The 13088-nt window shown below is 68.1% G+C and carries 11 protein-coding genes and 1 tRNA gene; 9 read left to right on the top strand and 3 right to left on the bottom strand.

Features of this window, described 5'->3' with window-relative positions; translation table 11 throughout:
- The first annotated feature begins 51 nt into the window (after positions 1-51).
- Together GZ64_RS0116375 and GZ64_RS0116370 are read left to right on the top strand one after the other, a co-directional pair.
- Positions 52-702: a hypothetical protein gene (locus GZ64_RS0116375; RefSeq protein WP_021201312.1), complete on the top strand. Its 651-nt coding sequence runs from the start codon at positions 52-54 to the stop codon at positions 700-702.
- Positions 703-1054: 352 nt separating this feature from the next.
- Positions 1055-1465: a hypothetical protein gene (locus tag GZ64_RS0116370; protein WP_021201311.1), complete on the top strand. Its 411-nt coding sequence runs from the start codon at positions 1055-1057 to the stop codon at positions 1463-1465.
- 28 nt (positions 1466-1493) lie between these two features.
- Here GZ64_RS0116370 and radA read toward each other — a convergent pair whose 3' ends face one another.
- The gene (gene radA / locus GZ64_RS0116365; RefSeq protein ID WP_021201310.1) at positions 1494-2861 is read right to left on the bottom strand and encodes a DNA repair protein RadA; all 1368 of its coding nucleotides are present in this window, start codon (positions 2859-2861) and stop codon (positions 1494-1496) included.
- A gap of 100 nt (positions 2862-2961) precedes the next feature.
- Between radA and GZ64_RS0116360 the strand changes: the two genes are divergently transcribed.
- The 5 genes from GZ64_RS0116360 to cydC are packed head-to-tail and all read left to right on the top strand — an operon-like array spanning position 2962 to position 9460.
- Complete coding sequence (locus tag GZ64_RS0116360; protein ID WP_029267682.1) at positions 2962-3675, top strand: helix-turn-helix transcriptional regulator; 714 nt, start codon at positions 2962-2964, stop codon at positions 3673-3675.
- Positions 3662-5077, top strand: coding sequence for a cytochrome ubiquinol oxidase subunit I (locus GZ64_RS0116355; protein WP_029267680.1), 1416 nt, complete (start codon positions 3662-3664; stop codon positions 5075-5077). Before GZ64_RS0116360 ends, GZ64_RS0116355 begins: the two co-directional genes overlap by 14 nt.
- A gap of 14 nt (positions 5078-5091) precedes the next feature.
- Positions 5092-6120, top strand: coding sequence for a cytochrome d ubiquinol oxidase subunit II (gene cydB / locus GZ64_RS0116350; RefSeq protein WP_029267678.1), 1029 nt, complete (start codon positions 5092-5094; stop codon positions 6118-6120).
- Entirely contained in the window at positions 6117-7775 is a 1659-nt protein-coding gene (gene cydD / locus GZ64_RS0116345) for a thiol reductant ABC exporter subunit CydD (protein ID WP_029267676.1), read from the top strand. Before cydB ends, cydD begins: the two co-directional genes overlap by 4 nt.
- Positions 7772-9460 (top strand): thiol reductant ABC exporter subunit CydC, encoded by a 1689-nt coding sequence (cydC, locus tag GZ64_RS0116340; protein ID WP_051668135.1) that lies wholly within the window; start codon positions 7772-7774, stop codon positions 9458-9460. The genes cydD and cydC overlap by 4 nt, the downstream gene beginning before the upstream one ends.
- A gap of 45 nt (positions 9461-9505) precedes the next feature.
- On the opposite strand, the gene GZ64_RS0116335 is transcribed toward cydC, so the two are convergent.
- Positions 9506-10282 carry a hypothetical protein gene (locus tag GZ64_RS0116335; RefSeq protein WP_021201304.1) on the bottom strand — a complete coding sequence of 259 codons (777 nt, stop codon included), beginning with the start codon at positions 10280-10282 and terminating at the stop codon, positions 9506-9508.
- Between the two features lie 132 nt (positions 10283-10414).
- Between GZ64_RS0116335 and GZ64_RS0116330 the strand changes: the two genes are divergently transcribed.
- Together GZ64_RS0116330 and GZ64_RS0116325 are read left to right on the top strand one after the other, a co-directional pair.
- Complete coding sequence (locus GZ64_RS0116330; RefSeq protein ID WP_029267671.1) at positions 10415-11461, top strand: hypothetical protein; 1047 nt, start codon at positions 10415-10417, stop codon at positions 11459-11461.
- A gap of 63 nt (positions 11462-11524) precedes the next feature.
- Positions 11525-11615: transfer RNA gene (locus GZ64_RS0116325), tRNA-Ser, on the top strand.
- Between the two features lie 300 nt (positions 11616-11915).
- On the opposite strand, the gene GZ64_RS0116320 is transcribed toward GZ64_RS0116325, so the two are convergent.
- Positions 11916-12986, bottom strand: coding sequence for a hypothetical protein (locus tag GZ64_RS0116320; protein WP_051668133.1), 1071 nt, complete (start codon positions 12984-12986; stop codon positions 11916-11918).
- Positions 12987-13088 lie beyond the last annotated feature (102 nt).

Below are 13088 nucleotides of genomic sequence, written 5' to 3'. Positions count from 1 at the left end.
GTGCCGAGGGGCCTCCCCGGGTCGTGGCAGAGGATCGCTTAGCCTGGAGACATGCCTCGTCCTTCCGCCGCCGTGTACCGTCGTCGGCGACTGGTCGTCCTGATCGCGCTCGTGCTGGCCGTCGCCGCCATCGGCATCGGAGCGTGGCTTCTGATCGCGCGACCGTGGGCTGCCGCAGGCACGGCGTCCACCCCGTCTCCGACGCCGTCGACATCTCCCTCGCCCTCCTCCAGCTCCACCGCTGACGGAGAGTCGCCGACCCCCGATCCGTCAGCCGAGCAGACTCCGGCGGTCGCGCCCTGCGAGGCGGCCGACATCGAGGTCGCGGCCGTGACCGACGCCGAGACGTACGCAGCCGGCGTGCTGCCGAAGCTCTCGATCTCGCTCACGAACAAGGGCACGAAGGACTGCACGATCGACGTGGGATCGACGACCCAGTCCTTCACCATCTCCAGCGGCGCCGACGTGTGGTGGCGTTCGACCGACTGCCAGGAGAACCCGAGCAGCATGATCGCCACGCTCACGGCCGGCACGACCGTCACGAGCAAGGACCCGGTCACCTGGGATCGCACGCGTTCGAGCGTCGAGACCTGCGCGCAGGAGAACCGACAGCGGGCACCGGGCGGGGGAGCCTCGTACCACGTCGAGGTCTCGATCGGCGGGTTCACGAGCCCGTCGAGCGCGCAGATCCTGCTCTACTGAGTCGTGCCGGATCGCGCTCCGCTGAGTTCGAAGGGATCCCGGTGAACCTCGTCGGAAATCGTTGCGAATCGGCGGATCTCGCACGAAACGGAGCGACATCGGCGGTCATCCCCCCGCGATGCTGACATCCGTGGGTCTTTGGGATACCATAGAAGCGACTCTCCGCATTAGCGGCACCAAGCCATCCCCAGTGGCGTCGAACTACAGCGTCCCCAGCGCTTCGACACCGCCGCCCGAGAGTCCGAGGGCCCTCTCGAGTACCCCAGTCCCCAATGTGGGACTCGAGAGGGCCCCAATCGTATCCACGGCCGAATCGGTGCTCTGCGCGTTGCGCCGTGAATAAGCTGGACACATGGCAGCGAAGAAGGCGAAGTCCGCGAAGAACAAGCCCGCACCCGAGGACTTCCGGTCGGATGCTCTGGCACAGGCCCTGGAGAAGCAGGACGTCGCCGCGGTCGCTCTCGCTCTCCGTCACGGCACCACCGTCGTGCCGCTGATCAAGCCCGGGGCGCGTGACAACCCGCTCGACAGCGGCGAGGTGTGGACATACCGTGACCCGAAGACCGGTGACCTCGCGCTGCTGCTGTTCAGCGACGCGAAGAACAAGCCGGCCAATCTGCCGCCGGGCGTGGGCATCTACAGCGCGGAGTGGCTGCGGAAGTTCCTGGCGGCGCATCCGATCACCACGGTCTTCCTCGACATCGCAGGGCCCCACCCGATGCAGGCGGACCCCGCCGAACTGCTCAAGGCGCTCGACGCCTGAGCCCCGCCTCCCGTCGGCGCGGTACCGGTCAGAACGGCGGGATGTCGCGGTCGGCGCGGCGTGAGGTGTTGCGCGCCCGCACATCGCCGAGCGCGGCGCGGAGCGTCTTCGAGCGATCGTCGACCACCTGCTCGTAGCCGAGACGCGCAGCCTCGGACCGCCGCTGTGCCGCCTGGGTCACCGGACGGATCTCGCCCGCGAGACTGAGCTCGCCCACCGCCGCGACGGTGCGCGGCACCGATATCTGTTGGATGGAACCGGCCACGGCGATGGCGATCGCAAGGTCGGCTGCCGGTTCGGTGAAGCGCACGCCGCCGACCGTCGACACGTACACGTCGAGGCTGCCGGTGGGCACGCCTGCGCGCCGTTCGAGGATCGCCAGCACCATCGCCACCCGTGAGGAGTCGAGGCCGTGCACGATGCGGCGAGGATTCGGTGCGTTGCTGGGAACCGTCAGCGCCTGCACCTCGACAGGGAGCGCACGTCGTCCTTCGAGCGAGATCGCGACGCAGGTACCCGGCTCGGTGGCCCCTTGCGAGAGGAACAGCCCCGAGGGGTCGGGCACCTCGGCGATGCCGTCTCCGGTCATCTCGAAGCAGCCGACCTCGTCGGTGGGGCCGAAGCGGTTCTTGAGCGCGCGGATGAAGCGCAGCGAGGTCTGTCGGTCGCCCTCGAAGTGGCAGACGACGTCGACCAGGTGCTCGAGCACGCGTGGACCGGCGACCTGACCGTCTTTCGTGACGTGGCCGACGATGATGATCGGCAGATCGCGGTCCTTGGCGATGCGGATCAGGGTGGCCGCGACCTCGCGCACCTGGCTCGGCTGCCCGGCGGCACCGTCGATCAGCGACGACGAGACGGTCTGCACCGAGTCGACGATCACCAGCTGGGGCTTGACCTCGTCGATGTGGCCGAGGATCGTCGCCAGATCGGTCTCGCTGGCGAGGTAGAGCTCGTCGTGCAGGGCGCCGGTGCGTTCGGCGCGCAGGCGCACCTGGCCAGGGGACTCCTCGGCGCTCGCGTAGAGCACGCGCCGCCCGCCGCGCGCGGCCTGGGCGGCGACCTCGAGCAGCAGCGTCGACTTGCCGACGCCCGGCTCTCCGCTGAGCAGGATGGCGGCGCCGGGCACGATGCCGCCGCCGAGCACACGGTCGAACTCGCCGACGCCGCTCGAGCGCCGCGGAGCATCCTGCGTCGTGATCTGCGTGATGGGCCGAGCGGCACGGTCGGCCGTCGGGGCGACGGGGCCGACGCGACGGAGGATGCCGGTCTGCGCCGCCTGTTCCTGCACCGTTCCCCACTGCTGACACTCGCCGCAGCGGCCGACCCACTTCGCGGTCGTCCACCCGCATTCCGTGCACACGTACGCGGGAGGAGCGGGTTTCCGGGTGGCCATGCCCCCAGGCTATCGCCGGCATCAGACATCCCTATCGGCCAGGTGTTTATTCACGGCCATACCTCTCGGCAAACTCGCAGCGTCGCGGGATACTGGGTTCATGGCCAACGGCGGGCCCGTGTGCGGGCCGATCTCGAGCTACTCCCGGGTGCAGATCCTGCACTTGCTCTTCGAAGCGGGAAGTTCGCAGACCCGAGGAGAGCTCTCGATCACCGAACTGTGCGACGCCACGGGGCTCCACGCCAACACGGTTCGCGAGCACCTGCAGCGCCTGATCGAGGGCGGCTACGTGATCCCCACGATCGAGCACCGCACCACGAGAGGGCGGCCGCGCACGCTGTACAGCGCCGCCACCGGGGCGCCGGGAGCTTCCAGTCCGGTGGCGCGGGACAAGGCCAAGGCCGCTGCGCGCCGTGGGGACCTGATGCGGAGCATGCTCCCGGATGCCGTGGCGTCCGGACTCGGCCGAGAAGCCACCTATCAGCTCGACGCGCTCGTGGAGCACCTCGAGGAGAGCGGCTTCGAGCCCGTCCTCGACGACCGTCGGCTCACCGTCGACCTCAGCCCGTGCCCGCATGCCGCCGGACGATCGGAAGACCGCCCGATGCTGTGCCGCGTGCACCTCGAACTCATGCAAGGCGTCCTGAACGAGGCAGGCGGACCACTCGAAGCCGAGTGCGTACGCGATGCTGTCCTCCCGTCGGACTGCACCGTGCAGCTGCGCGACACCACCGCGCCGCTGGTCGAGGGAACGCTGCGTCACAGCACGAAGCAGCGGCACCACAGAACAGGAGTCGTGCATGGAATGGCTTGATCCGCTCGCTCTGGCCCGATGGCAATTCGGGCTGACGACCGTCTACCACTATCTCTTCGTGCCGCTCACGATCGGCATGGCGCTGGTCGCGGCGATCTTCCAGACCGCGTGGGTGCGCACCGGCAAGGTGCAGTACCTGCACCTGACCCGCTTCTTCGGCAAGATCTTCCTGATCAACTTCGCCATGGGCGTGGTCACCGGCATCGTGCAGGAGTTCCAGTTCGGCATGAACTGGTCGGACTACTCCCGCTTCGTCGGCGACGTCTTCGGTGCTCCGCTCGCATTCGAGGGACTGCTGGCCTTCTTCTTCGAGGCGACCTTCATCGGGTTGTGGATCTTCGGCTGGGACAAGCTCCCGCAGAAACTGCACCTCGCCACGATCTGGTGCGTCTCGATCGGCAGCATCCTTTCGGCGTACTTCATCATCGCCGCCAACGCCTTCATGCAGAACCCGGTGGGCTACACGTTCAACGAGGCGACCAACCGCGCGGAGCTGACCGACTTCTGGGCGCTGCTGACCAACCCGGTCGCGCTCGCCGCGTTCCCGCACACGATCTTCGGCGCGTTCATGTTCGCCGCCGGTGTCGTCATCTCGGTCTCGGCCTGGCACCTGTCCCGCGGTCAGCACTTCGACACCATGCGCATCTCGCTGAAGTTCGGGCTGTGGGCCATGATCGTCTCCACCGCGGGCGTCGTGCTCACGGGCGACCAGCTCGGCCTCGCGATGTACGCCGCGCAGCCGATGAAGATGGCCGCCGCCGAGGCGACCTTCAACACGGTGTGCGGGCCGGATGCCTCGTTCAGCATCTTCACGCTCGGCACACCGGACGGCAGCTCCGAGCTGTTCTCGATCCGCGTGCCGTATCTGCTCTCGCTGCTGTCGACGCACACGCTCGACGCGTGCGTGCACGGCATCAACGACCTCAACGCCGAGTACGCCCAGACGTACGCCTCCACCGGTCTGACCGACTTCGCCCCGATCCTGTGGATCACGTACTGGGCCTTCCGCTGGATGATCGGCCTGGGCATCGCTGCAGCGCTCGTCGCCGTCGCGGGCCTCTGGGTCACCCGCAAGGGCGCCAAGAAGCCGGTCGCACCGTGGATGTGGAAGGTCGCGATCTGGTCGTTCCCGCTCGCGCTGGCCGCCAACATCATGGGCTGGGTCTTCACCGAGATGGGAAGACAACCCTGGATCGTGTTCGGGCTGATGACCACGCAGGACGGCGTCTCGCCGGGCGTCAGCGGCCTCGAAGTGCTGATATCGCTCATCGCGTTCACGGCGATCTACGCGGCGCTCGCCGTCGTCGAGATCCGCCTCATCATCCGGGCCGCCCAGAAGGGGCCCGACACCGAAGAGAAGCCGCATGACGAGACGGCCCAGCTGCCGTCGGTCGTCTACTGAGAGGGAGGAGCATCATGGATCTCGCAACACTCTGGTTCTTCATCGTCGCCTTCTTCTTCGTGGGCTACTTCGTGCTCGACGGCTTCGACTTCGGTGTCGGCATGTCCCTTCCGTTCCTCGGCAAGAACGACGTCTCGCGCCGACAGGTCATCAACACGATCGGCCCGGTCTGGGATCTCAACGAGACCTGGGTCATCGTGGCCGGCGCTGTGCTGTTCGCGTCGTTCCCCGAGTGGTACGCCACGCTGTTCAGCGGCTTCTACCTGCCGCTGCTGCTGATCCTGCTCGCGCTGATCCTGCGCGGTGTCTCGTTCGAGTACCGACACCAGCGTGACAGCGCGAAGTGGAAGGCCGGCTTCGACCGGATGATCGTCATCGGCTCGGTCGTTCCCGCGCTGCTGTGGGGCGTCGCGTTCGGCAACATCGTGCAGGGCGTGGCCATCGATGAGAACCACATCTACGTCGGCGGGTTCTTCGCCCTGCTGAACCCGTACGCACTGCTGGTCGGCGTCACCACGCTGCTGCTCTTCTTCCTGCACGGCGTGCTGTTCGTGGCGCTCAAGACCGATGGTCAGGTGCACGAGGACGCGCAGAAGCTCGCGAAGAAGGCCGCCATCCCGACGATCCTCGTCGCAGCCGCGACGGTGATCTGGACGGTCGCGATCGCGATGGGCCGTGAGGCTCCGCTGCTCTGGCTGGTCATCGGCGCCGGCGCGCTCGCGGCGGTCAGTCTGATCGCGGCTGTCGGGCTCTCCATGGTCCGTCGCGACGGGTGGGCGTTCTTCTCCGGGATGCTCACGGTGCTGTTCGCCGTGGTCATGCTCTTCTCCGCGCTGTTCCCGTACGTGATGCCGTCGACGATCGACCCGGCGTACAGCCTCACGATCGCCAACGCGTCGAGCACCCCGTACACACTGCAGATCATGAGCTGGACGGCCTTGATCGCGATGCCGCTCGTGCTCGCATACCAGGCGTGGACCTACTGGGTCTTCCGCAAGCGGGTCACCCGGAAGTCGATCGAGGGGGCTCCGGCACACGCGTGAAACCCGTCGATCCGAGACTGCTGAGATACGCGGGTGCCGCGAGGGGTTTCCTCGCGGCATCCGCGTTGATCGGCGTCGTCCAGACCGCGGTCACGATCGCCTTCGCGTGGCTGTTGACCGAAGCGATCACGGGGGCGCTCGCGGGGCGGGACGTCACCTCGTCGCTGCTCTGGCTGCTGCTCACGGCTCTGCTGCGAGGCCTGCTCATCGCGGCCTCTGATGCGGCGGGGACACGGGCCGCCGCCAAGACGGGGATGCAGCTGCGCACGGCGCTCGTGGCTGCGGTCGGGAAACTCGGGCCAGGGTGGCTCGCGCAACGCAACCAGACCGCGCTCGCGGTGACCGCGGGCCACGGACTCGAAGCGCTCGACGCCTACTTCGCGCGTTACATCCCGCAGCTCGTGCTGACCGTGATCGCGACGCCGGTGCTCGTCGCGGTCATGTGGTGGCAGGACTGGCCGAGCGGACTCACCGCGGTGATCACGCTGCCGCTGATCCCGCTGTTCCTCATCCTGATCGGCATGGCGACCCGCACCGTCCAGACGCGGCAGTGGCAGACGCTGCAGCGCCTCGCGGCACGCTTCGCCGACACGGTGCAGGGGCTGTCGACGCTGCGACTGTTCGGGCGCGATCGTCGCGCTGCCGACCGCATCGAGGTCACCGCGGACGAGTACCGCCGCGAGACCATGAAGGTGCTGCGGTTCTCGTTCCTGTCCGGCTTCGCGATGGAGCTGCTGGCCTCGATCGCGGTGGCTCTGATCGCGGTGTCGGTCGGCTTCCGGCTGCTGTCGGGTGATCTGACTCTCGAGGTCGGGCTGTTCGTGCTGCTGCTCGCTCCCGAGGCGTTCCTGCCCATCCGGCAGGTGGGGGTGCAGTTCCACGCTGCCGCCGAAGGGGTTGCGGCGACGGAGGACGTGTTCGAGGTGCTGGATGCGGCAGGTGAGCGCGCACGGCTGCAGGAGCTTTCGACGGATGCCGGAGGAATCGCCGTCGAAGCCCCCGGCATCCGGGAATCGGTGATGCAGGTGGAACCGGCGAAGGGCGGAAACCTCGTGGTCGAGGGTCTGCGGGTGCGCGACCTGCCGCCGGTGTCGTTCGCTGCCGGGCCGGGGACCATCACGGTCCTCGAAGGGCCGAGCGGGTCGGGGAAGTCGTCGCTGCTGGCCGCGCTCCGGGGCGCGGTCGAGTTCGAGGGGACAGCGTCCTACGGCGGCGCGGACGTGAGGGGGATCGCGCCGTCGGTGTGGCTCGCCTGGGCGGGACAGGCACCTGGCCTCACGCGCGGGACCGTGGCGGCGAACGTCACCCTCGGTGATCCTGAGCCGGACGCCGACCGGGTGCGCGATGCGCTCGACGATGCCTGCGCCGAGGGCATCGACCCCGCGCTGGAGCTCGGCGTGCAGGGAGCGGGGCTGTCGGGTGGGCAGGCGCAGCGAGTGGCTGTCGCTCGAGCCCTGTATCGCCAGGCATCGGCGTCCGGACGCGTGCTCGCACTCGATGAGCCGTCGAGTGCACTCGACCCCGAGACCGAGGACCGGCTGTGGCGATCGCTGCGCGAGAAGGCGGATGCCGGTGCGACGATCCTCCTCGTCTCCCACCGTCGGACCGCACGGGAGATCGCGGATCAGATCGTGGAGCTGGGGGTGAACGCATGACTGCACCCCGCACAACCGACACCGTGCATTCCCGCGGTCACCGGGTCGGCGCCATCCTGCGACTCGCGCAACCGCCGCTCGGCCGCTTCGTGCCGGGTCTGATCTGGGGTCTGCTCTCGGCCGCCGCCGCCGTGAGCCTGCTCGCCGTCAGCGGGTGGCTGATCGTGAGCGCATCGATCGTCGACTCGCTGGTGCCGCTGTCGATCGCCGTCGTCGGTGTGCGCTTCTTCGCCGTCTCGCGCGCGGTCACCCGCTATCTGGAGCGCCTGAGCGGACACGATGCCGCGCTGCGTCAACTCGCCTCGACCCGCGCCGACATGGTGCGCCGACTCATCCCGCTGTCGCCAGCGGGACTCGGCGCGACGGATCGCGGACAGGTGCTCGCAGCTCTCGTCGACGACGTCGAGAACCTGCAGAACCTGCCGCTGCGGGTGGTGCAGCCGCTCGGGGTCGCCGCTCTGGTCGCTGTCGGGGCCGTCGGGTTCATCGCGTTCGTATCGCCCGCCGCCGCGCTCACGCTGGCCGTGTGCCTGCTCGTCGCTGCGGCAGCCGCGATCGGTTTGGGGTGGGTGTTCGGTTCACGCGCCGAAGCGCAGGTCTCGGAACGTCGGGCCGAGCTCTCGGCGGCCCTCGTCGACTACTTCGGCAGCCTCGACGTGCTCATCGCCTATAGCGCGGAGGAGCAGGCCCGTGCACGGATCACCGCAGCGGATGCCGCGCTGCGACGCGTTGTCGACCGTGCCTCGCTCGCGCAGGCCGTAGCCGCCGGCGTGGTCTCCGCGGTCGCCGGAGTCGCTTCGGTCTGGGCGCTCGCCGCGGCGGCTCCCGGCCTCTCGGACGGCTCGATCGACGGGCCGTGGCTGGCCGTGGCCGTGCTCGTGCCGATGGTGGTGTTCGAGATCTTCGGCGCGGTGCCGATCGCCGCCGCATCGTGGCGGAGCGTGCGTTCCAGCGCGGAGCGCATCGTCGACGTGTTGCCCGAGCGGATGCCGGACGAGCTGCGCGCCGACGCGGGTGATGACGTCGAGTTCGAAGGCACCCCGGCTGTAAGCCTGCGCGACGCGCGTGCGACCTGGCCTGGCGGGACGCCCGCTCTGAGAGGCGTGGATCTCGACCTCCGACCCGGCGAACGGGTGCTGGTCGCGGGGCCGAGCGGGGCGGGCAAGAGTTCGCTCGCGGCGACCCTGGTCGGCTTCCTGCGCGTGGAGGGCGAGTATCTGGTCGGTGGTCGCGATGCCGCGGAGCTCTCGGGTCCGGCGCTGCGACGCGTGATCGGGCTGTGCGAGCAGAGCCCTCAGCTGTTCGACGAGGACATCCGCCAGAACCTGCTCTTCGCGCGGGACTCCGCCTCGGACGAAGACCTGCAGGCGGTGCTGGAGCGGGTCGGACTCGGTGACTGGGTGCGGGAGCGTGGGGGCCTCGATGCGAGGGTCGGCGACCGCGGTGCGCTGGTGTCCGGTGGCCAGGCGCAGCGGATCGCGCTCGCCAGGGCGCTGCTGCGTGGCTTCCCCGTGCTGGTCCTCGACGAGCCGACGGCGGGGGTCGATCCGGAAGCATCGAATGCCCTGCTGCGTGATCTGCTGCAGGCCGCGGGGGAGCAGTCGGTGCTGCTGATCTCGCACGTGGCGCCTCCCGAGGGGACGGTCGACCGCGTGGTGCGGATTCACGACGGCCGCACGATCTGAGGGGCAGCGAGAAGGAACCTGTGGGGAGACTCGCGGGCCGTCGCCTCAGACGTTCATGTCGACGGGCGGTTCCATCACGATGCCCTGAGCCTCGAACGCGCGACGGCGCTCCTCGATGCGGCGGTGCAGCTCGACCTGCGCATCGTCGACGAACTGCGGGTCGAGGTCGACGGTCTTCGGGTGCGGGTCGCCGTGGTTGGCGGCGATGTAGGCGTCGAGCTCGGGGCCGCTGGTCCATGACGTGATGAGCGCGTACCGCGGGGCGGTGCCGCGGTGCCAGACCGCGTGCCAGAAGCGCTGGGTGTCGACGATGATGCGCGAGCCGGCGCGCAGCGGCAGGCGGATCTCGGTCGCCGGATCGAAACGGTCGGCGCGCAGGATCAGCATCGACTCGGTGTCGTCGGAGAGGTTGAAGAACCCGCGGACGACCCAGCCGGTGCCCTCTTCGTTGAGGCGGTTGTTGTCGTCCTGGTGCAGGTTGTAGATCGCGTCGGCGTACTCGTTCGGCTGCAGCTCGATCACGCGGCAGCGTCCGATGCCGGCGCCCGGTTCCTGTGCCCGGCGTTGCAGCGTCGGGGCGACCGCGACCTGCGAGGCGACCCAGACGCCATCCTTGTCGGTGCGCGGCGGGGTGTGGTTCCAGAAGCCGTTGCAGTCGACGTCGCCGGCATAGCTGGTGAGCGGGGCGAAGCGCGTGATGCCGGAGGAGCGCCAGCCGACGTACTCCAGGCCCAACCATTCGGCGGGATCTGTGGCGGAGGTGTGGTCGTCGAGGACCACGTAGCCGGTCTCGGACAGCGCCTCGGACGTGATGAAGCCCATGATGAATACCTTCCCGTCATCGCTGCCCCCACAGGCGGCGGGTTCTTAGGCCATCCTAACTCGAATGCCCATCGCAGCGTGGGGGTCTCGCCGGGGAAAAGGCCCGACGGGAGCGTCGATATCCTGAGGGGTATGACTCAGCCGCAGGGTGCCCTCCTCGTGGGCAGCGTGAATTACGACGATGCCGAGACCACGATCCGCACCGCTGCGGAACTGCTCGGCACCCGGCTCCGTCGCATTCCGGACGGCGAGGTCGGCAAACGGTTCCACTGGATCATGTTCCAGCCCGACGTGATCGGTGAGGCCGAGGGCATCGAGCGCACAGGCGACGAACCCATCCCGTTCCCCGCCGGCATCGACGCCCGCGGCCTGCGCATCGCCGAGGGAGTGGATGCTGCGAGCATCGAGATGCCGCCGCTGGGGTACGCCGCCGCCGCGATCGAGTCGTATGCGGTGTTCGAGCGGCTGCGGGCCGAGGGCACGGTGCCCGGCGGCGTGCGGTTCCAGGTGTCGCTGCCGACGCCGCTCGCCGTGATCTCCTCCTTCTTCCACGGCGATGACCGCGCCGCGATCGAGCCCGTCTACACCGCCGCGATCCTGCGCGAGCTCGACGAGATCCTCGAGGCCATCCCGCACGAGGACCTCGCGGTGCAGTGGGACGTCGCGAGCGAGATGGGCATCATCGAGCGCGCCGCGGGCTACGGAGCGGTCATGGAGGCGTGGTGGCCCGGCGACCCGTTCGACGGTCTGGTCTCGCGCCTGGCCGCACTGGTCGACGCGGTGCCCGCCGACGTCGAGGTGGGTGTGCACCTCTGCTACGGCGACGCGGGGGAGAAGCACTTCTTCGAGCCGCGCGACGCCGCGAACCTGGTCCGGTACGCGAACGCCGTGGTGGCGGCATCCGCCCGTCCGCTCACGTGGCTGCACCTGCCGGTGCCGATCGACCACGACGACGAGGCCTACTTCGCCCCGCTCACAGGCCTCGCCCCGGTCGGCGAGCTCTACCTGGGCCTCGTGCACCGCGAGGACGGGGTGGAGGGCGCCGCCCGTCGCGTCGCCGCCGCGACTCCGTTCGCCACCGAGTTCGGGGTCGCGACCGAGTGCGGCATCGGGCGCGCGCCCGCGGGATCGACCGAGGGCATCCTGCGCACGCACGCCGAGGTCGCCGCCGCCTGGTGACATGCGGGGCGGTGTGCGGGTCTCGATTCGCGTGCGGGCCCCGCGTCGCGTAAGCTATTCCGCGGTGACGTGTCCGAGCGGCCGAAGGTGCAACTCTCGAAAAGTTGTGTAGGGTAACCCCCTACCGTGGGTTCAAATCCCACCGTCACCGCCACCACGAAGGCCCCGACTCCCTTGGAAACACTGGGATGCGGGGCTTTCGTTTTGTGTATGCAGTGGTCAGCGGTAACGCAGTGGTAACGCGAAACGAAGCGTAGGGGTGGGACTGACCGGCGACCCGTCGGCTGCCGCCTTCTCGTTCCCGCACGCCTTGCTTGGACCAGTGTCGTGTTGGTGTTCGAGGACGACAATGTCGTCAGAGCGAATGAGTGCCAGAACTGCAGCTGCTGCGGCGGTGGCAGACAGAAGCATGCTGCCGCTGAAGAGCCGGACAAAGGTCCGCGCGAGTGGCGCGTCAACCGAGGTGAGCAGTATCAGTGGCTGCTATTAGTGCTGCCCGGGCGAAGTATCGGGGGTTCTTGACGAACGCCGATCCGCGGCCAGACTTCTCGTGGGCGATTGGAGACGCCCGTTTGGTGGTCGTATCCGATCGCTTGTCCGAGAGGAGGAACACTTGCACCTGTTCCCCGGCGGGCCAACCGTTTTTAAGGCCGTATGCCATCACCTTGCCAAGACGTTGATCGACCGGGGACCCCGACTCGAGAAGGCGCTTGCTTTCATCTCGATTCCATCGGGCGGGAACGATCTTCTCCTCGATCGTCGGGAAGTAGGGCTCGATCTGCTTGTTCACGTAGAAGCCCATCTGGGTGACCTGCGCAATCGACCGATCGCTAGCGCACACGTACGCAGACACCCTGTCGTACATATCAATTGTCTGCCTCTCTGCGGTGGCGGCGACAATCACGACGTCGCGGGCGGGTGCAACGGGGCGGCTACTCGCGACTGCTGACACGCTCTCAATACCCTCTAGCCATATCCTCGCCTCCGGATCGATCCACTCGACCAGTGACAGGAGCTTCTTCAGCTCGATGCCCGGATCGAAGTCCAGAAGCGAATCCTGGTGAGCGCATCGATTGCGGAGATTCCGCATGTCCGTGACCGACTTGTGCACCGCCTCCCGCGTCCCGGGAGAGCCGGGGAAGACATGGCGGAGGTGTTGACGCCAAAGCTCCTCGTTTGCGGGACGTTGCTCGAGCAGGTTGGTCCAGAATCCGAGCGTGAGTTCGGAGATGATCGCATCGGGGGCTGCCGCCTTCGTGGTCGCGTCCATCCGTCTTTCGGCAGCCTTGACCACGCTGTCGAGGCCCTGTTGCCAGGGATACGCAAGAGGGTGGATAGTCGACAATCGACTCATCATCGAGTTGCGAAGCAGAACTTCGGTGTGATGGAAGCACTCGAACAGTGCAGAGGCGACCTTCGCGTTCCACTCGTAGAGATTCCACGCCAGGTCATTGTCACCATCGCAGGCTGCCAAGAACGGACCGAACCTTGCCGGCGAGACCCAGCCCACCTTGCGAACAGTCATTTGTGTTAGCCTCTCTGTATTCCGCCTCTGTCATCGTAGATGGCATGCGGTGAGAGGGTCCGTCGTTGCCTATGCTCCGAGTGAGTACGCATGTCGGGCCCT

Source organism: Microbacterium sp. Cr-K32 (genome assembly GCF_000708345.1).
GTDB classification, from domain to species: domain Bacteria; phylum Actinomycetota; class Actinomycetes; order Actinomycetales; family Microbacteriaceae; genus Microbacterium; species Microbacterium maritypicum_A.
Note: the sequence above shows the minus strand (reverse complement) of the source record. Positions and strands in the feature narration are given on the sequence as shown.

Coding starts and splice junctions, on each gene's coding strand:
- GZ64_RS0116360 (WP_029267682.1), top strand. CDS start 2,962: ATGGCCAACGGCGGGCCCGTGTGCGGGCCGATCTCGAGCTACTCCCGG.
- GZ64_RS0116320 (WP_051668133.1), bottom strand. CDS start 12,986: ATGACTGTTCGCAAGGTGGGCTGGGTCTCGCCGGCAAGGTTCGGTCCG.
- GZ64_RS0116355 (WP_029267680.1), top strand. CDS start 3,662: ATGGAATGGCTTGATCCGCTCGCTCTGGCCCGATGGCAATTCGGGCTG.
- GZ64_RS0116330 (WP_029267671.1), top strand. CDS start 10,415: ATGACTCAGCCGCAGGGTGCCCTCCTCGTGGGCAGCGTGAATTACGAC.
- GZ64_RS0116370 (WP_021201311.1), top strand. CDS start 1,055: ATGGCAGCGAAGAAGGCGAAGTCCGCGAAGAACAAGCCCGCACCCGAG.
- cydB (WP_029267678.1), top strand. CDS start 5,092: ATGGATCTCGCAACACTCTGGTTCTTCATCGTCGCCTTCTTCTTCGTG.
- GZ64_RS0116335 (WP_021201304.1), bottom strand. CDS start 10,282: ATGGGCTTCATCACGTCCGAGGCGCTGTCCGAGACCGGCTACGTGGTC.
- radA (WP_021201310.1), bottom strand. CDS start 2,861: ATGGCCACCCGGAAACCCGCTCCTCCCGCGTACGTGTGCACGGAATGC.
- cydC (WP_051668135.1), top strand. CDS start 7,772: ATGACTGCACCCCGCACAACCGACACCGTGCATTCCCGCGGTCACCGG.
- GZ64_RS0116375 (WP_021201312.1), top strand. CDS start 52: ATGCCTCGTCCTTCCGCCGCCGTGTACCGTCGTCGGCGACTGGTCGTC.